The 19,570-nt window shown below is 34.3% G+C and carries 15 protein-coding genes; 7 read left to right on the plus strand and 8 right to left on the minus strand.

Annotated elements, in window-relative coordinates:
- Positions 1-20: 20 nt before the first annotated feature.
- The 3 genes from H593_RS19855 to H593_RS0104005 form a co-directional block, all read right to left on the minus strand.
- The gene (locus H593_RS19855) at positions 21-1,958 is read right to left on the minus strand and encodes a T9SS type A sorting domain-containing protein (protein ID WP_051229615.1); all 1,938 of its coding nucleotides are present in this window, start codon (positions 1,956-1,958) and stop codon (positions 21-23) included.
- A 100-nt stretch (positions 1,959-2,058) separates the two neighbouring features.
- On the minus strand, positions 2,059-3,456 hold the full coding sequence (fumC, locus tag H593_RS0104000; protein ID WP_028871248.1) for a class II fumarate hydratase: 1,398 nt from the start codon (positions 3,454-3,456) through the stop codon (positions 2,059-2,061).
- A 375-nt stretch (positions 3,457-3,831) separates the two neighbouring features.
- A complete protein-coding gene (locus H593_RS0104005) occupies positions 3,832-5,070 on the minus strand; it encodes a WD40 repeat domain-containing protein (protein ID WP_028871249.1) in 1,239 nt (412 codons plus the stop codon).
- Between the two features lie 430 nt (positions 5,071-5,500).
- Between H593_RS0104005 and H593_RS0104010 the strand changes: the two genes are divergently transcribed.
- The gene (locus tag H593_RS0104010; protein WP_028871250.1) at positions 5,501-5,686 is read left to right on the plus strand and encodes an ATP synthase subunit B family protein; all 186 of its coding nucleotides are present in this window, start codon (positions 5,501-5,503) and stop codon (positions 5,684-5,686) included.
- A gap of 173 nt (positions 5,687-5,859) precedes the next feature.
- On the opposite strand, the gene H593_RS0104015 is transcribed toward H593_RS0104010, so the two are convergent.
- The 3 genes from H593_RS0104015 to prfB form a co-directional block, all read right to left on the minus strand.
- Entirely contained in the window at positions 5,860-6,270 is a 411-nt protein-coding gene (locus H593_RS0104015; protein ID WP_028871251.1) for a hypothetical protein, read from the minus strand.
- 10 nt (positions 6,271-6,280) lie between these two features.
- Complete coding sequence (gene arsC, locus H593_RS0104020; protein ID WP_028871252.1) at positions 6,281-6,622, minus strand: arsenate reductase (glutaredoxin); 342 nt, start codon at positions 6,620-6,622, stop codon at positions 6,281-6,283.
- A 39-nt stretch (positions 6,623-6,661) separates the two neighbouring features.
- A protein-coding gene (gene prfB / locus H593_RS0104025; RefSeq protein WP_147231674.1) for a peptide chain release factor 2 occupies positions 6,662-7,772 on the minus strand; the annotation gives its coding sequence in 2 pieces (ribosomal slippage) (positions 6,662-7,708 and positions 7,710-7,772; 1,110 coding nt in all).
- Positions 7,773-8,571: 799 nt separating this feature from the next.
- Between prfB and H593_RS0104030 the strand changes: the two genes are divergently transcribed.
- The 3 genes from H593_RS0104030 to H593_RS0104040 all read left to right on the plus strand — a co-directional run bounded on the left by H593_RS0104030 (position 8,572) and on the right by H593_RS0104040 (position 12,904).
- On the plus strand, positions 8,572-10,980 hold the full coding sequence (locus tag H593_RS0104030) for a zinc-dependent metalloprotease (protein ID WP_028871254.1): 2,409 nt from the start codon (positions 8,572-8,574) through the stop codon (positions 10,978-10,980).
- A 2-nt stretch (positions 10,981-10,982) separates the two neighbouring features.
- Positions 10,983-12,002, plus strand: coding sequence for a threonine aldolase family protein (locus tag H593_RS0104035; RefSeq protein ID WP_028871255.1), 1,020 nt, complete (start codon positions 10,983-10,985; stop codon positions 12,000-12,002).
- Positions 12,003-12,070: 68 nt separating this feature from the next.
- Complete coding sequence (locus tag H593_RS0104040; RefSeq protein ID WP_028871256.1) at positions 12,071-12,904, plus strand: formate/nitrite transporter family protein; 834 nt, start codon at positions 12,071-12,073, stop codon at positions 12,902-12,904.
- Between the two features lie 248 nt (positions 12,905-13,152).
- Here the strand turns inward: H593_RS0104040 and H593_RS0104045 are convergent, their stop codons facing one another.
- A complete protein-coding gene (locus tag H593_RS0104045) occupies positions 13,153-13,476 on the minus strand; it encodes a YbaB/EbfC family nucleoid-associated protein (protein WP_028871257.1) in 324 nt (107 codons plus the stop codon).
- 259 nt (positions 13,477-13,735) lie between these two features.
- Between H593_RS0104045 and H593_RS0104050 the strand changes: the two genes are divergently transcribed.
- The 3 genes from H593_RS0104050 to capB all read left to right on the plus strand — a co-directional run bounded on the left by H593_RS0104050 (position 13,736) and on the right by capB (position 18,381).
- On the plus strand, positions 13,736-15,796 hold the full coding sequence (locus H593_RS0104050; protein WP_028871258.1) for a S9 family peptidase: 2,061 nt from the start codon (positions 13,736-13,738) through the stop codon (positions 15,794-15,796).
- A gap of 75 nt (positions 15,797-15,871) precedes the next feature.
- A complete protein-coding gene (capA, locus tag H593_RS0104055; protein ID WP_028871259.1) occupies positions 15,872-16,909 on the plus strand; it encodes a cysteate synthase in 1,038 nt (345 codons plus the stop codon).
- Positions 16,910-17,121: 212 nt separating this feature from the next.
- Positions 17,122-18,381 (plus strand): cysteate-C-fatty acyltransferase, encoded by a 1,260-nt coding sequence (gene capB / locus H593_RS0104060; RefSeq protein WP_028871260.1) that lies wholly within the window; start codon positions 17,122-17,124, stop codon positions 18,379-18,381.
- A gap of 70 nt (positions 18,382-18,451) precedes the next feature.
- On the opposite strand, the gene H593_RS0104065 is transcribed toward capB, so the two are convergent.
- The gene (locus H593_RS0104065) at positions 18,452-19,570 is read right to left on the minus strand and encodes a GNAT family N-acetyltransferase (RefSeq protein WP_028871261.1); all 1,119 of its coding nucleotides are present in this window, start codon (positions 19,568-19,570) and stop codon (positions 18,452-18,454) included.

Here is a 19,570-nt window from a genome sequence, read left to right on the forward strand (position 1 = left end):
ATATATTTTAATTTCAAGTATTAGTAAACTATCAATTTCTTGTTCGTAATTACATTGTTTTGGGTCAAACTAACGTGATATAAACCTGGGCTTAAAGCCGAAATATCAACTGTATTGTTGGTTAGCTTTTCACTCAGGATGCTTTTACCTAAAGCATCGAAAATCTCTAATTTCATATCTCCAGTATAATAGGTGTTGATATTAATAATTCCTGAATTATTTGGATTTGGATACATGCTAAAACTAGCAGTAGAGTTCACATTAGTTATCGATAATGTCGCTGCGTATGTTCCAATAGGAAAAGGAGTCGATGCAGATGCATTATCTGTTCCTCCTTCTAACTCGTTTATACCACTGTACGTCCAGTTTCCGGGTACAAAAGTAGCACCATCAGGACCTGTAACATCCACTCTGTAAGCCCAACCATCTGTATAATCCCAAACTTCACCATCGCCATTAGTATTAATATCTCCATAAGTGTCTATGACTACTCCATTTTCAAATAATTCAACTGCGTCATCACCATTTATACCCATTGCTGTACTTGTGTAATCTGCTGGTTGTCCAAAGAAAGCTGCAAACTGTGGATCTTCACTGGATATGTAAATGTATTCACCTGTTGTTGCAGCAACTGCTGGGAATGTGAATTCTTGTCCGTCACTTCCGCCACCATTATTTGCGCTTCCTAGTCCAAATACACTTAAATCTGGAATATTTTCTGTAACAAATATTTCAACACCTTTTGGTGTTCCTCCAGCGAGAGAACCATCAAAAACTCCAGTTAAAATTAAGGCATTTGTTTTTGAGACTCTTAAATTCTCAAAATAGTTTAGTTGATCTTGGTTGTATGCACAACTGACAATATCTAAATCTCCATCCACATCGTAATCTGCAACGTTGTAAACAAACGCTTGACTAGAAGTTGCATCAATTATTTGCTCGCTTCCGTAGGTACCACCATTGTTTTTAAACCAAACAATATCATTTCCAGCACCAGAAGAACCACTACTTAAAATAATATCTTTTAAGCCATCGTTATCTAAATCTTGATGTTGAGCTACAGATGGATTTATTATAGATGTTGTAAACGTTGTTTCTGTAAAACCTGAACCGTTATCTTCATACCAATATAAATTACCTACGACACAACCACCACATGATATTTCTGTAACAAGAATATCTAAGTCAGCATCTCCATCAAGATCCTCAAAAGTGGCGTTAAAGATGCCTGTCTTTCCTGTTGCAACAGTAGGCATGTCATCAGCAAATGAAACTGTACCACTAGGAACAAAATTATTAGTGAAAATTTTAACAACATCGTTACCATCGTAAACCGCAGTAGCTACTAAAGCGTCTAAATCACCGTCACCATCAATATCTTTCATATTTACAGCTCCAGGACTTGATAAGGTGTTATCTATCAAATTTGCGGTTCCAAAAACACCAGAGCCATTATTTGCAAACCAGACAACTTCGTTATTATCGTAAGATGTTACTGCAACATCTGGAGTTGTATCCCCATCGATATCTCCAACAAATAAACCACTAGCACCAAGTACAGTAGCGATAATTTGCTCAGTACCAAAGTTTCCCAGTCCATCATTAGCATACCATGCCACAAAATCTGATGAGTAGGCAGTAATTAAAATATCGACAAACGTGTCATTATTTAAATCAACCAATTTAAGTCCGCCAACTCCGGCCATAGTATTTGGAGTATTGGTTTGTTTTGTAAACGTTTCATCCCCATTATTTTTATACCATATAAGCGTATTGTCAACATCTGTACCAACAATAATATCTAAAAAGGCATCATCATCAATAAGTCCCGTTGCCATTGTGTAGGGATTGTCACCTGTATCGGAATCAATAGTAACCTTTGGCTCAAAAGTAGTTTGAGCATTCATTAGAGCACAAGCACTAATGATGGTAAATAAGCTGAGTAATTTTAGTTTCATAGTTTTAAATTTAGATTGCTAATATAATTAAAAACACCCATAAAGTAGTTTTTCATGGATGTTTTTAGTGTTTTAATCGTTTAATTATGTGGCTTGTAGACTATTTTAAAGTGCCAACCATAAGCTCAGGTTTTACCCATTCGTCATAATCCTCAGCGGTAACATAACCAAGGTTTACAGCCTCTTCTTTTAATGTGGTTCCGTTTTTATGAGCTGTATTTGCGATTTCAGCAGCTTTATAATAGCCAATTTTAGTATTAAGTGCAGTAACTAACATTAATGAGTTATTTAGTAACTGTTTGATCACTTCATGATTCGGTTCTATACCAGCAGCACAGTGCTCTTCAAAACTTGCACATGCATCACCAAGTAATTGAGCGCTCTGTAACACATTTGCAGCCATCATAGGTTTAAACACATTAAGTTCATAATGACCTTGCATGCCACCAACAGTTACAGCAACATCGTTACCCATAACCTGAGCACAAACCATTGTTAAGGCTTCACATTGCGTAGGATTTACTTTTCCTGGCATAATAGAACTTCCCGGTTCATTTGCAGGAATAATGATTTCGCCAATCCCACTTCTCGGTCCAGAAGCCATCATTCTAATATCATTTGCGATTTTATTTAGCGACACTGCTAACTGCTTTAAAGCACCATGTGTTTCTACTAAAGCATCGTGAGCAGCAAGTGCTTCAAATTTATTTACTGCGGTAATAAAAGGGAACCCTGTAAATTTTGCGATATAATCTGCAACCAATTCACTATAACCTTCAGGTGTGTTTAGACCTGTGCCAACTGCAGTGCCACCTAGAGCCAATTCACTTAGATGTGGAAGGGTGTTTTCTAAGGCTTTCAAACCGTGATCTAATTGCGATACATATCCTGAAAATTCCTGACCTAATGTTAAAGGTGTCGCGTCCATTAAATGCGTACGACCAATTTTAACTACATTTTTAAATGTTATTGATTTTTGATGTAATGTGTTTCTTAATTGAATAACACCAGACATTGTAGTCTCTACAATTTTTTTATAAATAGCAATATGCATTCCCGTTGGAAATGTATCATTAGACGATTGTGATTTATTCACATCATCATTTGGCTGTATCATTTTCTCTCCTTCACCAATCACTTTTCCAGCAATTTGGTGTGCTCTATTAGCTACAACTTCATTAACGTTCATGTTACTTTGAGTACCAGAACCCGTTTGCCAAATCACTAACGGAAACTGATCATCATGCTTCCCTTCTAAAATCTCTTCACAAACTTGAGCAATCAAATCACGTTTTTTACTTGCCAAAACACCTAACTCACAATTCGTGAAAGCAGCAGCTTTTTTTAGGTAAGCAAATCCATAAACAATTTCTAACGGCATGGATGCTGCTGCACCAATTTTAAAGTTGTTACGAGAACGTTCTGTTTGCGCGCCCCAAAGTTTGTCTGCAGGCACATTTACGTTACCCATCGTATCTTTCTCTATTCTAAACTCCATAATTCGTGTTGTGTTTTTATTATCGCAAAGTTATGGTTTTTGATTGTTTTTTAGGAGGGTTTTTTTTTGTTTATTACTGCGGAAATTAGAACCAATTATTTATAGTCTATTTGATTGATATACAAATATAAAAGAACTATTTGTATGTATGGATTTTAAAGTTTATGTCTGTTTTTAGAACCTAATAATCATAGTATGTTTTGATATTAAATTTGATATAATTAAAATCGCTTGTTAATTTAAGCTTCTCTTATTTAAACAGGTAACTAACTAAAAAGAAGAAAAAGGAACTACTCAAGAGGATGTATAAGTTTTTTATCTCATTTTTTGAGCGCCTTTTTTAAGTAAATAATCTATATAAAATAATATTGGAAGTTACTGAAATATTCGAACGTGCCCAGCAGAAGAACTATTACCGGCTGCTCCAATAGCTAAATGTGTGCCATCAGCAGAAAGGGAAACAGAGGATCCGCTATAGTCATCTGCGGCCTCTCCGTCGATATCTGTTACTGTTTGCACCCATGCTGATCCATTCCAGTCATATAGCCTAACGTGTCCAGTATTATCGCTATTACCATCATTAAGTAGTGCTCCAATAGCAACTCGTGTGCCATTAGCAGAGAGAGATACAGAAAAGCCACTCCAATCACCTGCAGCTTCTCCGTTAATATCAGCTCCTACTTGGGCCCATGACGAGCCATTCCAATCATATAGACGCACATGTCCACTACTAATGTCTTTACTAGCATTAAATACTGCTCCAATAGCAACTCGCGTGCCGTCGGCAGAAAGCGAAATGGACCATCCACTAGCGTCACCTTCAGCTTCTCCGTTAATATTAGCACCGGTTTGTACCCATGCTGAGCCATTCCATTCATAAAGCCTCACGCGCCCAGTGTTACTAGTGTTAAGTATGGATCCGATAGCTACGCGTGAGCCGTCAGCAGAAAGTGAAACTGAATAGCCACTCCAGTCACCCGCAGTCTCTCCGTTAATATCTGTTCCTGTTTGTACCCATGCTAAGCCATCCCAATCATAAAGCCTCACGTGTCCAGTATTACTATCATTACCTCGTGCTCCAATAGCCACCCGTGTGCCATCGGCAGAAAGAGAAACAGCATAGCCACTTTGATCACCAGCAGCTTCTCCATCAATATCTGCTCCTGTTTGAACCCATTTTGAATCATTCCATTCATATAGTCGCACGTGACCAGCATTAGTGCCATTACCATCATTATCGCGAGCTCCAATAGCCACTCGTGTGCCATCAGCAGAAATAGAAACGGCATAGCCACTTTGATCACCTATAGCTTCTCCATCAATATCAGATCCCATTTGTACCCATGTTGAGCCATCCCAGTTATATAACCTCACGTATCCACCATTATTAACGTTTGCACCAATAGCAACTCGTTCTCCATCTGCTGAAAGTGAAACAGATATCCCACTTTCATCACCAGGAGCTTCTCCCTCAATATCGAAACTCAGTTGTTGATTTAAGAAAGGTATAGCGGTAGCAGTAGTATTTTGATTTGTTGAACTAGTTCCTATTTGGGCAAACAGATTAGCTGAAGTAAACAACAATACTAGCACAATAGTTGCAGTGTGATTCATCAGGTTGAAATTTTTTCAAGAGTCGTCTTATATCAACTCAAGTGAATGGAGTATGAAAGTCTAGTTTAGACTTAAAAATTAAAGATAGGTTAAATTTTAAGTTTTATTTGATGTACTTAACACTAATATTACGTAGTACTACGTAGTGAGCTATTAAGTTTGAGTTTAGTTTTAATTATTTGATAAACAATAATTTAGTATTAAAAATACTAATAGTATATTGCTTCTTCAAACTTAATTATAGAAATCCAAGTGGATTTTTTACTGTTTATATTTACTAAAGGAGATACTTATAATACGCCACAAATTAAGAGCAATAACTTAAAATATATATTCTTAATTTTTTTTATTAGCCTGTTAATAATTCTCAAATTTCCTGTTGCAAAACAAATCTCTTTATTATACCTTTGCGATAACAAAAAATAAACACATGTTTGAATTTGATCAATATTTAGGATTTTTAGCTTTTTTAGGTATCTTAACTTTAGGATTCTGGTTGATGATTTTTCTCATCACATTTATAGTTCCTTATTGGATAGGTGGTTCGCTTATTGAGCGTTTAAATGAAATTAAAGAAGAGAAGAAAGCTAAGCGTGATACTGCAACTAGGGTATAAAACGTTTAATTTAAATAAACTAAAAAAAGGAAACCAAGTCGGTTTCCTTTTTTGTTTTTAATTATGCTTTTTTTTAATGAGAAACTTATCCTCCTGTTGGCTATTAGATCGTTTATTAGACAAGAGAGTGACTCTTAATTTAGTTATTTACACATTAATTGAAGTTCAAAATACTAAGATTTATTTTTCTTCTTACGTTTTTTCTTTTTTTCTTCTTCTTTAGGGTCCCATTTGCCTTTCAGTGCATTCATGATTTTAGACATCTGGTCTTCAGTAATCATTGCTTTTAAGTCAGAAAAGTGAGAGTCGTCTAAATTTTGAACATATGTTTTTCTTTCAAACTCTTGCAGTCCAAGCATATTGATTTTTTTGAACTCTTCGAAATAGGACTCCATTTGTTGTTTTATTATTTCTTTTTGAAAATCATCAACTTTTAGTGTAGTAACAAAATCATTGATGTATTCCTTTTTTTTCTGTTCCATTTCAGCTTCGTATTTGAGTCGTTGCTTTTCTTCCGCAGCTTGAGAAAATCCGTTGCTAATAAATATAACAGAGCAAAAAATTGAGATAAGTAATGTTTTCATTTTTTTTTAATTAAATAATGTTTAATATGTTTTGTGGTGGACGACCAATCGCAGCTTTCTTACTATTGATAACAATTGGACGTTCTATTAATTTTGGATGTCTTACCATAGCTTTAATAATTTGAGCATCTGATAACGTTATACCCTTGAAATCAGATTTCCAAATGGCTTCATTCTTACGAACTAATTCAATGGGCTTAATCTTTAAAAGTGAAATGATATTTTTCAACGCGCTTTCGGAAATTGGCTCATCCAAATATTTTATAACTCCAAAATCTTTGCCAGAATTTTCTAAAAGGCTTAATCCTTCTCTAGATTTACTACATCTTGGGTTGTGAAGTATTGTAATCATATTTGTTTCCCGAGAAAGCGAGAGTCTTATTTATTTAAATTATAACTGGTTTGGATTCTCCTCTTTTTGTCCCATCATCATCAAATACGCTTTTAAGAACGGTTCAATATCACCATCCATAACTGCATCTACATTTCCAGTTTCATGCGCAGAACGCACATCTTTAACCAATTTGTAAGGATGCATCACATAATTTCTAATCTGACTTCCCCATTCAATCTTCATTTTTCCAGCTTCAATATCATCACGCTGTGCTAATTGCTTTTGTAACTCTATTTCGTAAAGCTGAGATTTTAGCATTTGCATAGCACGGGATCTGTTATCGTGTTGCGAACGTGTTTCAGAACATGAAATTTGTATTCCACTTGGTTTGTGAGTTAATTGTACTTTGGTTTCAACCTTGTTAACATTTTGTCCACCAGCACCACTTGAACGTGCAGTAGTAATTTCTATATCTGCAGGATTGATATCAATTTCTATAGTATCATCTACTAAAGGATATACATATACCGAAGCAAAACTTGTATGACGTTTCGCATTACTATCAAAAGGAGAAATTCTTACCAATCTGTGAACACCATTTTCACCTTTAAGCCATCCAAAGGCATAATCGCCTTCAATTTCTATAGTTACGGTTTTAATGCCAGCAACATCACCACCTTGGAAGTTGAGTTCTTTGACTTTAAATCCACTTTTTTCAGCATACATTAAATACATACGCATGAGCATGCTAGCCCAATCACAAGATTCTGTTCCCCCAGCACCAGCAGTAATTTGAAGCACAGCACTAAGCGAGTCACCTTCTTCAGATAACATATTTTTGAACTCTAATTTTTCTATAAGTAATAACGCTTTGTCAAATCTGCTTTGTACATCTTCTGCAGTAGCTTCATCTTCTTTAAAGAATTCATAAACAACTTCCAAATCTTCAACAAGCGTTTGAGATGTTTTATAATCCTGAACCCAAGCCTTCTTTGTTCTCAAGGATTTCATGATTAATTCGGCCTCCTTTGAGTTGTTCCAAAAGTTAGGATCAAAGGTTTGTTCCTCTTCGTTAGAAATCTCTATTAATTTAGCATCTATGTCAAAGATAGTGCCTAAGTTTATCGAGGCGTGTATTGAGATCTTTAATTTGATCTGATGTTATCATTATGAATAATTTTCAGTAAAATTAATATTTATATTCTAGAGAAAAAATTAAAACCTCAATATGTTTAGTTCTAAGATATATAAGTCAATTGTTTAAAGTCTTGATAAATTTCTATGTGTAAAGGAATGAAAGTGACAGTTCTTTTAAAAAAGAAACATTTGTCTAACCTTACAATATAAGGTTCAAAATCTAATTAGTAAAACCCTTTTAAACTTCTAATATGGTTTGCTTTAACAAGGGTTAGAGCTCTATCAAGATGGTGATGCTAGTCTTGTTTCAATGTTTTATAAATAGCTTTTGATATAATCTAGGTGAGTAAAAATATCTTCTATAATAGCCTCGTTTTCTTTTAACTTCCGTAAAGTGGACCAAAGTAACGTTATAATCTGTCTTGCTGTTCATACTTATAACGCCAATGTCTATTTACTGTAGATCTATTAATTGTAAGTGCTACTTAGTATTCTGGAATTTCTTATTCAACCAGATGTACCTGTCTCTGATCTTCTTTAAGTGAATTGATGTCTTTTTTCTCAAAGGGCGACTTATAGTATTTAGTTTAGACTTGTAGTTTTTAAGAGATTTTCTTTTTACTTCAAGACTAATAAATATAGTTTTAGAAAACAGTCTGGTACAGAAGACATCAAGGATAGGTTTTAAAGAACAATTTTTGATAATTACTACAGAAACAAACTTAAATCTAGAACCATAAGTTTTACAATAACTGAGATACCTATTATTTTAATAGATCTCAATTATAATTAAGACAAAAAATAAGTAAATTTATACCTTTAAAAATAATATGAAACAGTTTATTCTTAGCGCCATTACATTTTTTCTTATTCTCAATGTGTTCTCACAGAAATTAGATTCCAAAAAATTAAAAGACTACAATGGGTTTTTTGATTTCCATTATGAAGAATCTACAGACAAGATCTATTTAGAAGTAAAGGATTTAGATAAAGAATTTTTATATGCTAATTCTTTAGCAACTGGAGTTGGATCCAATGATATTGGATTAGATAGAGGACAGTTAGGAGGAGAACGATTAGTTAAATTTAAAAAGGCTGGTAATAAATTGTTACTCGTTCAGCCTAATTTAGATTATAGAGCTATTACAAATAATGAGTTGGAGAAAAAAAGTATAGAGCAAGCTTTTGCACAATCCGTAATTTTTGGTTTTAAAATCATAGAAAACAATAATGGAACCTACATTATTGACCTCACATCATTTTTAATGCAAGATGCTCACGGTGTTGAAAATCGGTTAAAAGGAGAAGGTTCTTACAAACTAGACTTAAGCAAAAGTGCTTTATCCTTGGATAGAACAAAAGCTTTCCCTAAAAATATAGAATTTGAAGCATTATTAACTTTTAAAGGTGAACCTAAGGGGAAAAATATTAAAAGCGTTACACCAACGTCTTCATTAGTGAGCGTTATACAACATCATAGTTTTATAGAGTTGCCAGATGATGGATATAAAATGCGAGAGTTTGATGCGAGAAGTGGAGCGATATCTATGTCTTATTTAGATTATGCGACACCAATTCAAGATCCTATTAGAAAACGATACATCATTCGTCACCGTTTAGAAAAGAAAGATTCAAGTGCTCTTATGAGTGAAGCTAAAAAACCTATTATCTATTATCTCGATCCCGGAACTCCAGAACCAGTGCGTTCTGCTTTATTGGAAGGAGCGAGTTGGTGGAATCAAGCCTATGAGTCTATAGGATTTAAAGAGGCGTTTCAAGTTAAAATGTTACCAGATAATGTAGATCCTATGGATTGTCGTTACAACGTGATTCAATGGGTACATCGTTCTACACGAGGTTGGAGTTATGGAGGAAGTGTTGTCGATCCTAGAACTGGAGAAATTATTAAAGGGCACGTGAGTTTAGGGAGTTTACGTATTCGTCAGGATTTTTTGATAGCGCAAGCCTTGATGGATAAACCTTTTGCAGAGCGTGATGATAATTATCAACCTATGTTAGATATGGCTTTGGCGAGAATTAGACAATTGAGTGCGCATGAAGTTGGTCATACAATTGGGTTTACACATAATTTTGCTGCAAGTGCAAATGGTAGATCGTCTGTTATGGATTATCCGCATCCTGCGATTTCTATTACCAACGGAAATATCGACTTTTCAAATGCTTATGCTGTTGGAATAGGAGCTTGGGATAAGGTAACTGTCGCGTATTCGTATTCTGAATTTGATGCTAATACTATCGAGAAAGATAAATTAAACACTATTTTAAGTGATGCGAATACTTCTGGTTTGCAATTCATATCAGATTCTGATGCCAGAGCGGAAGGTGGGGCACACCAATTTGCACATCTTTGGGATAATGGTAAAAGTGCTTCACAAGAATTAGAAAACCTAATGACCTTAAGAGCGCAAGCGATTTCAAATTTTTCTGTGGAAAACATTCGTGATGGAGAACCGTATTCGGTTTTAGAAGATGTGTTTGTACCTCTTTATTTTTTCCATCGCTTTCAAGTGGAAGCAGCGACGAAAGTTATTGGCGGATTAGATTATAACTACGCGGTGAAAGGTGATGGACAAACTATTGTAAAACCTGTTGATGTAAAGACGCAAAAAGAAACTTTAGAACAAATCTTAACTACTATTTCAGCGGAAGCGTTAGCCATTCCGAAGTCAACATTAAAACTCTTCCCACCACGAGCTTATGGTTACAGTAGAACGCGAGAATCTTTCAAAGGAAAAACAGGAGTCGCTTTTGATCCCATGAGTGCGGCAGTCACAGCGAGCGATATGACCTTGAAATTATTACTAAACTCTCAACGCGCTAATCGCATAATTCAGCAAAAAAGTTTAGATAACAAACAATTAGGGTTTGACGACCTATTACAACACGTTTTAGAGGCTTCCTTTGGAAAGCGATATAATGATGTTTATAAAGATGAGATTCAGCAATTAATTAATGAGCGTGTTTTGCTACATGTAATGAATTTAGCAGTAAGTGATCAATCTATATTTCAAGTGAAAGCAAAAGCAAATGATGCTATAAATTCATTATCTAGAGATTATCTTGCAGATAAAAAGAAACCATCACAGTATGCAGCTCAATTTGCAATGCTAATAAAAGAATTTAGAGAACACCCAGAAAAATTTAAAATAGAAAACGCTCCAAAAATACCCGATGGTTCACCAATTGGTAGTGGTTTTTGCAATTATAATGAGAATTAAATATGGTTATAGATTTAAGAAGCGATACGGTTACAAAGCCAACAAAAAGCATGTTGGACGCAATGATGACAGCAGATGTTGGTGATGATGTTTATAAAGAAGACCCTTCTGTTAACGCTCTAGAGGGGCGTTTAGCTAAAATGTTTGGTAAAGATCAAGCGCTGTTTTTTCCAACTGGAAGTATGGCAAATCAAACGGCATTAAAATTACACACCAATCCTGGAGAGCAAGTTATTTGTGATAAATATGCGCACATTTATAATTATGAAGGAGGAGGAGCCTCTTTTAATAGCGGAATTTCTTGCAAACTTATAGATGGTCATCGTGGGATGTTTACCGCTAAACAAGTTGTGGAGTCCATAAATCCTCCAGATTTTTATCATAGTCCGTTGACAACCTTAGTAGAGGTCGAGAATACGACAAATAAAGGAGGAGGAGCTTGTTGGGATTTTGAAGAATTGAAACGCATTAGAACCGTTTGTGACACACATAATTTAGGATATCATTTGGATGGAGCACGTTTTTGGAACGCACTTGTAAATACTAAAGAAACAACTGAAGACTATGGACAATTATTTGATACCATATCTGTATGTTTAAGTAAGGGTTTAGGTTGCCCAATAGGATCTGTTCTTGTTGGTAATAACGATATTATGAAAGGGGCAATTCGTGTTCGTAAAATATTAGGAGGAGGAATGCGTCAAGTTGGTTATTTAGCTGCAGCAGGATTATATGCTTTGGACCATCATATGGACCGGTTAGTAGATGATCATAAAAAAGCAAAAGAGATTGGTGCCGCATTAGAGGACTTATCTATAATAAAGAAAGTAGAACCTATAGAAACCAATATTGTCATTTTTGAGTTGGAGTCTCATCTAGATGAAGGTGAGTTTTTAAAACAACTGTCAGATAGGGATATTCGAATTATTGGTATGGGAAGCAATAAGTTGCGTATGGTGACGCATTTGAATTATACAGATGCTATGCATGAACGCTTGTTGGAGGCGTTGAATGAGTTTTAGATTTTTAATAACAAAATTTTAAAGTCAGTCGCTTGATTGATTATTAAGACTAAAGTTGGCAGAAACTTATGGAAAAGCACGAGGTAGATGAAATAGTAAAGACCAAAGCGAAAAAGAAGGAAATAGAAGATCATGACGATATTCTAGTAAAACAACTTTGCGAAGGACTTGATACATACCGTAAAAATAGATTATCTACTTTTTTAAGTAGTTTTATGGCAGGCTTGGAAATAGGATTTAGCTTCTTATTGGTTGCTATTGTCTATAGCATTTTTAATGGGGAAATTAAAGATGAATACATTCCTTATTTAGCATCATTTGTATATCCTCTTGGTTTTATATTGGTGGTTTTGGGAAAGTCAATATTGTTTACAGAACAGACCTCTTTGTTATCATTGCCAGTGATTAGTGGGAAGAAAACGGTTGGTGATTTAATGTCATTGTGGGGCATCGTTATATTTGGTAATTTAGTAGGAGGCTATTTAATAGGAGCCTTCATTGTATGGATAGGTCCTGAATTGGGTGTCATTTCCTATCAAGGGATTGAGAACTTAGCCAATCATGTAAATCATTTTACTAGAGATGTTATTCTAGGAAGCTCTGTTTTAGCAGGATGGCTAATGGCCTTGCTGTCATGGATCATTACTTCTACTAAAACCACGTCGGGAAAAATACTCATCATATATATGATTACGTTTATAATTGCCATGTCTGGCCTTCATCACAGTATAGTAGGTAACATTGAGATATTCGCTGGATTTTTGGTTTCTGATAAAATAACTTTTATTGATTATCTCACCTTCCAATCCACGTCATTATTAGGTAATGCTATTGGTGGAGTTGTTTTTGTAGCTATTTTAAAATATGGCGCATTTTTAGCAAACAATACGAAAGAAGATTAAAAAACTATAGGCAGTATAAAGAGAAATAATAGTTTTTCTATTAAAATTATTTAGTCTGCAGTTTAAATGGACCTTTTCATCAAAGTTATTGATTTAACACCAATTTTTTTTGGTAAAATACTTAACCGCATTTCAGCAATAGTTTTTCTTATTATGTAATAATTTGTATCAATTCTCAACACATAGCGACAAAACAATTAAAAGATCAATATCCTCCTTTAAAAAGTTTGAACACTCTAAGCTTGAGTTTACTTGAACATATCCATTCCAGGAATATTAGGCATTCCTTCTTTTGCAACAGCAGCAACCTCAGTTTCATGAACCGTCGTCGCTCGATCAATAGCTTTGTTAATCGTAAGAATTAAGTAATCTTCTAACATATCTTTATCTTTAAGTAAGTCGTCATCAATCGTAATCGCTTTTAAAGTACGATTTGCAGTAATAGTTACTTTTAATTTTTCGTCATTACTATTCATATCAATCAAAACGGTGTGCAAACGTTCTTTTGTTTCTTCTACTTTTTTTTGAGCTTCTTTCAGTTTGCTCATCATTCCTGTCATATCTCCAAACATAATATTGTGTATTAAAAATTATTAATGAATTCGTTTAAGCTTTTTAGATTTTAGTGAAAATTAGTGCTTTTTTGATCATTTTTCATCTTTTTTTAATTGCATAGCATCGCTACGGAAATAAAAAAAGATGAAAAATGGACGTAAAAGAGCAATTTTTTAGCGAATTAAAAAAGTTTAATCGAGTTCAACAACAAAATTACTAAATTGCAACGCTTTTAAAAAGAAAAATGCCGTCGCATAATTTTCCGAAGATATTTATATGAAAAAGAACATTGAAGCTCCCGTAGCTAGAATAATTCCTAAGAAATTAGAACTCCACAACGATTTAAGAATAGATAATTATTTTTGGCTCAATCAAAGAGAGGACCAGAATGTATTAGATTATTTGGAAGAGGAGAACGCTTATTATGAGCAGGAGACATCGCATACAAAAGATTTTGAAGTACAGCTTTTTGAAGAGATGAAAGCGAGAATAAAGGAAGATGACTCTTCAGTGCCTTATAAATACAATGGATATTGGTACATTGTTAGATATGAAAAGGGTAAAGGCTATCCAATTTACACACGTAGAAAAGAAACCTTAAAGGCTGATGAAGAATTACTTTTCGATTGTAATGAAATGGCAGAGGGTCATACTTATTTTAGACTGGTAGGCTTAAGTGTGAGTCCAGATAACACAATGATTACTTTTGGTATGGATCTTACTGGAAGGCGACAATACACATTGCAAATCAAGAGTTTAGTTACTAATGAGGTGTTCTCAGACACTATAGAAAACACTACAGGTTCATCAACTTGGGCAAATGATAATTCGACCTTATTTTATGCTAAGAAAGATGAGCAAACATTAAGATCAAACGAGATTTTTAAGCATAAAATAGGCGATTCAGAAGATCAAGATGTTGTAGTATTTACTGAAGATGATGATACTTTTGGAGCAGCAGTTTACAAAACAAAATCCCGAAAATATATAGTTATTGCGTGTTACAGCACGCTAACTAATGAGTTTCATTTTATAAACGCAGATAGACCAGATGATAGTTTTAAAATATTTCAAGATCGTATTCGCGGATTGGAATATAGCATTTCACATTTTGAAGATCAATTTTATATACTAACAAATAAAGATAAAGCTACCAATTTTAAACTAATGAAGACTCCAGAAACTCAAACCGGAATTGATAATTGGGTTGAGGTCATTGCACACCGCGATGAGGTATTGCTTGAAGATATAGAGATTTTTAAAGACTATTTGATTATAAGTGAGCGTACAAATGGATTAAATGAAATAAGAATTACGCGTTGGGATAAAACCCAAGATTACTATTTGCCATTTGATAATGAAACCTACACTGCTAATGCAGGAACTAATGTGGATTTTGATACTGAAATTTTAAGATTCAGTTACAATTCGCTCACAAATCCAGCCTCTGTGATCGATTTCAATATGAGAACCAAGGAGCGAGATGTGAAAAAAGAACAAGAAGTTTTAGATCCTAAATTTGATAAAAATAATTATACGTCTGAACGTATTTGGGCAACTGCAGTAGATGGAACTAAAATCCCAATGTCTTTAGTAAGACGAAAGGATACAAAACTAGACGGCAATGCACCTTTACTTCAATATGCCTACGGAAGTTATGGTTCTACCATAGATCCATATTTCTCAACAATACGATTAAGTCTATTAGATAGAGGTTTTATTTATGTCATTGCGCATATTAGAGGAAGTGAATATTTAGGAAGAGATTGGTATGAAAACGGAAAGCTATTAAAAAAGAAAAACACATTCACAGATTTTATAGATTGCACTAGACACTTAATAGAAAACAAGTATACTTCAAAAGAACATTGTTACGCCATGGGAGGAAGCGCAGGAGGTTTGTTGATGGGAGTTATTCTTAATCAAGCACCTTATTTGTACAATGGCATTATTTCACAAGTACCTTTCGTGGACGTTGTGACGACGATGTTAGATGATACAATCCCATTGACTACAGGTGAATATGATGAATGGGGAAATCCTAATGATAAAGCCTACTATGATTATATTAAAAGCTATTCGCCTTATGATAATGTGAAAACTCAAGATTATCCGCATTTGTTGGTAACTACAGGTTTAAATGACTCTCAGGTTCAGTATTGGGAGCCTGCGAAATGGGTAGCAAAGCTGAGAACTCATAAACAAAATACCAATAAGCTGTTTTTGAATACTAATATGGATGCTGGACATGGAGGCGCTTCTGGTCGATTTGAAGCTTTAAAAGAAGATGCCCAAGAGTATGCTTTTTTACTGGATTTAGAAGGTATTCATGTCTAATTAAAAAAAAAGTATTAGTTTTGCAAGGTTTTGCGTTTCTGAATTAAAAAAGTATAAAGCTTATAAATAGCATTTATGAAAAAAGACATCCAAGTATTTGATAACGTTTTACAATTAATAGGTAAAACCCCTCTTATCAAATTAAATAAAATGACAAAAGGATTTGAAGGTGACTTCTTTGCAAAAGTTGAAGCTTTTAATCCAGGTCATTCGTCAAAAGACAGAATTGCACTTCACATTATTGAAGAAGCAGAAAGAAAAGGCCTTTTATCTCTAGGTGATACAATTATAGAAACTACTTCTGGTAATACAGGATTTAGTATTGCTATGATAAGTATCATTAAAGGTTACGAGTGTATTTTGGCAGTTAGTTCAAAATCATCTCCAGATAAGATTGACATGTTAAAATCTATGGGAGCACAAGTTTACGTGTGTCCTGCAAACGTAAAGGCAGACGATCCTCGCTCATATTATGAAGTAGCAAAACGCTTACACAATGAAATTAAAGGTTCTGTATATATTAATCAGTACTTTAACCAGCTTAATTTAGATGCACACTACCATTCTACAGGTCCAGAAATTTGGGAGCAGACAGAAGGACAAATTACACATTTGGTGGCTTGTAGTGGAACAGGAGGAACAATTTCTGGGATTTCTAAATATCTTAAAGAACAAAACCCAGAGGTAAAAGTTATAGGCGTAGATGCATATGGGTCTGTATTAAAAAAATATCATGAAACTCGCGAGTTTGATGAAAAAGAGATTTATCCTTACCGTATTGAAGGTTTAGGTAAAAATTTAATCCCAACAGCGACAGATTTTGATTTAATAGATAAATTCGTCAAGGTTACAGATGAAGAAAGTGCGCATACTGCAAGAGAGATTTCTAAAACAGAAGGTTTGTTTGTTGGCTACACAAGTGGGGCAGCAATGCAAGCAATAAAGCAACTTAATGAAGAAGGCGAGTTTAAAAAAGGAGATAAAATCGTTGTTATTTTTCCAGATCATGGGTCACGTTATATGAGTAAAGTATACAGTGATAAATGGATGGAAGATCAAGGGTTTTTTGATAGTAAAACGTTGATTTCAGAAAAAATTCAATACATAAAATAGGTAGTATTTTTAACGCTTTTGAAATCCTATTATGATATATCATGATAGGATTTTCTGTTTTTATAATAATTATGAACATTGGTTCATAAAAATATTATGCATTCATAATATAATTAACTAATTTTGTCAAGAGTTCGTCTTCTTGATTCCGCATAAGAAACTAGAACCCTAGGCTAGCTCAAATAATTAACATGACTAAAACTGACTTATAAATGAAGGACTTATTTGAAAAGATATATAAGGACAAGGGACCATTAGGGAAATGGGCTTCACAGGCAGAAGGATATTTTGTATTTCCTAAGCTAGAAGGACAGATTTCTAATAAAATGAAGTTTCAAGGAAAAGAGGTGATTACTTGGAGTATTAATGATTATTTAGGATTGGCTAACCATCCAGAAGTGCGTAAAGTTGATGCGGAAGCTGCTGCAGAATACGGCTCTGCTTACCCAATGGGTGCGCGCATGATGTCTGGTCACACAGCAATCCACGAAAAATTGCAAAACGAACTTGCTGAGTTCGTAAGTAAAGAAGCCGCTTATCTATTGAATTTTGGTTACCAGGGAATTATGTCAACAATTGATGCCTTAGTTGCTAAGGACGATATTATCGTTTACGATGTAGATGCCCACGCTTGCATTATTGATGGTGTGCGTCTTCATATGGGAAAACGTTTTACATATAAGCACAATGACATTGAAAGTTTAGAAAAAAACTTAGAGCGTGCTACTAAAATGGCAGAGCAAACTGGTGGTGGTATCTTAGTTATTTCTGAAGGTGTTTTCGGGATGAGAGGAGAACAAGGACGTTTAAGAGAAATTGTAGAACTTAAAAAGAAATTTAATTTTAGATTTCTAGTTGATGATGCTCATGGTTTTGGTACACTTGGTAAAACAGGCGCTGGAGCAGGAGAAGAACAAGGTGTTCAAGATGATATCGATGTGTATTTTGCAACATTTGCTAAATCTTTAGCAAGTACAGGAGCATTTATTGCTGCAGATCAAGAAATTATTGATTATTTAAAATATAATTTGCGTTCTCAAATGTTCGCCAAATCTTTACAAATGCAATTGGCTATTGGGGCTCTTAAGCGTTTAGATATGCTTCGTACGATGCCTGAGTTAAAAGAAAAACTTTGGGAGAATGTAAATGCATTGCAATCTGGATTAAAGGAACGTGGTTTTGATATAGGAACTACACAAAGTTGTGTAACACCTGTATATTTGAAAGGAAGTATTCCTGAGGCCATGGCTTTAGTTAGAGATTTACGTGAAAATTACGGTATTTTCTGTTCTATTGTGGTGTATCCAGTAATCCCTAAAGGATTAATTCTTTTAAGAATGATACCTACAGCAACACATACACTACAAGATGTATCTGATACTCTTGACGCCTTTGACGCAATTAGAGAACGTTTAGAAAACGGAACATACAAACGCTTATCTGCTTCTGTAATGGCTGCAATGGGTGAGTAAATAAATACGTTACTACATAAAATAAAAATCCGATTCTCCCGATAATTATCAGGATTGAATCGGATTTTTTCTATAATACTTTCCTAAACGTTTTGCGCCTTCTATAGACTACAGGAAAGAAATGTTTCCATATTTTTTGAATCGCGTCATTATCTTCTAACTCGGGAGTTCTATAGCAGGTTTGCATACCTAAATCTTTAAAAGTCTCGTAGTATTCATTAAAAATAACTGCATGAACGCCCTTGTTTTGATACTTAGGATGAACACCTATTAAATAGAATATAATATCCTTATTATTTTTTTTAGCATCTAAAATATGTCTAAACCCAAAAGGAAATAATTTACCTTTAGCTTTTTGGAGTGCTTTTGAAAAACTAGGCATCACAATTGCAAATCCTACGAGTTCATCATCTTTATCAACTACAAATTTGATATACTCGGGATTTATAAAACTGATAAATTTCTTTTTAAAATACTCTTTTTGAATATCAGTAATCTCAACAAAAGAGGATAAAGAGGAATAACTCTCATTAAATAGATCAAACATCTGATCTGCATACTGCATCACTTCTGATGTTTTGGTAAATTTTAGTGCTCTCAAGCTATAGCGACGCTTGATGAGTTCTTGAGCTTTTTTAAAGAATTCTGGCTTTACGTTTTCAAAAGGAAAATGACTTTCAGAATAACATTTTTCAATGGTATAACCAAATACGTCGTAGTGATTGACATAATAAGGATAATTATACCAAGTAACCATAGGTGCTATTTTATCAAAACCTTCTGTGATCACTCCAACTTTATCTAGATTTGAAAAGCCCACAGGGCCTTCTGTATAATCAAGATTATTTTCTTTTCCAATGCGTTCAACTTCTTCTAAAAGTGCTTTAGAAACGTTTAAGTCGTCAATGAAGTCAAACCATCCAAAACGCATTTTCTTTTGGTTTTGATTTTTGACTTCTAACCAATTAATAATGGCAGCAATACGGCCAACAATTTCATTGTCTTTATAGGCTAAGAAAAAACGCGCTTCGGCATCTTTAAAAATGGGGTTTTTATCTTTATTAAACGTCTCTAATTCTTGTTTAATAATAGGCGGCACCCAATATTCTGAATCTTTATATAGCGTGAAAGGGAATTTTACAAATAGCTTTAATTCCTTTTTAGAATGAATTTCTTTAACTGTAATCAT

The organism is Psychroserpens burtonensis DSM 12212 (genome assembly GCF_000425305.1).
In the GTDB taxonomy this organism is placed as follows: domain Bacteria; phylum Bacteroidota; class Bacteroidia; order Flavobacteriales; family Flavobacteriaceae; genus Psychroserpens; species Psychroserpens burtonensis.

Excerpts from the sequence above, each read along its gene's own strand:
- arsC (WP_028871252.1), bottom strand. The coding sequence starts at position 6,622 with ATGATTACAATACTTCACAACCCAAGATGTAGTAAATCTAGAGAAGGA.
- fumC (WP_028871248.1), bottom strand. The coding sequence starts at position 3,456 with ATGGAGTTTAGAATAGAGAAAGATACGATGGGTAACGTAAATGTGCCT.
- H593_RS0104015 (WP_028871251.1), bottom strand. The coding sequence starts at position 6,270 with ATGAAAACATTACTTATCTCAATTTTTTGCTCTGTTATATTTATTAGC.
- H593_RS0104005 (WP_028871249.1), bottom strand. The coding sequence starts at position 5,070 with ATGAATCACACTGCAACTATTGTGCTAGTATTGTTGTTTACTTCAGCT.
- H593_RS19855 (WP_051229615.1), bottom strand. The coding sequence starts at position 1,958 with ATGAAACTAAAATTACTCAGCTTATTTACCATCATTAGTGCTTGTGCT.
- capA (WP_028871259.1), top strand. The coding sequence starts at position 15,872 with ATGAAAAAAGACATCCAAGTATTTGATAACGTTTTACAATTAATAGGT.
- H593_RS0104040 (WP_028871256.1), top strand. The coding sequence starts at position 12,071 with ATGGAAAAGCACGAGGTAGATGAAATAGTAAAGACCAAAGCGAAAAAG.
- H593_RS0104010 (WP_028871250.1), top strand. The coding sequence starts at position 5,501 with ATGTTTGAATTTGATCAATATTTAGGATTTTTAGCTTTTTTAGGTATC.
- H593_RS0104035 (WP_028871255.1), top strand. The coding sequence starts at position 10,983 with ATGGTTATAGATTTAAGAAGCGATACGGTTACAAAGCCAACAAAAAGC.
- H593_RS0104045 (WP_028871257.1), bottom strand. The coding sequence starts at position 13,476 with ATGTTTGGAGATATGACAGGAATGATGAGCAAACTGAAAGAAGCTCAA.
- H593_RS0104065 (WP_028871261.1), bottom strand. The coding sequence starts at position 19,570 with ATGATTACAGTTAAAGAAATTCATTCTAAAAAGGAATTAAAGCTATTT.
- capB (WP_028871260.1), top strand. The coding sequence starts at position 17,122 with ATGAAGGACTTATTTGAAAAGATATATAAGGACAAGGGACCATTAGGG.
- H593_RS0104050 (WP_028871258.1), top strand. The coding sequence starts at position 13,736 with ATGAAAAAGAACATTGAAGCTCCCGTAGCTAGAATAATTCCTAAGAAA.
- H593_RS0104030 (WP_028871254.1), top strand. The coding sequence starts at position 8,572 with ATGAAACAGTTTATTCTTAGCGCCATTACATTTTTTCTTATTCTCAAT.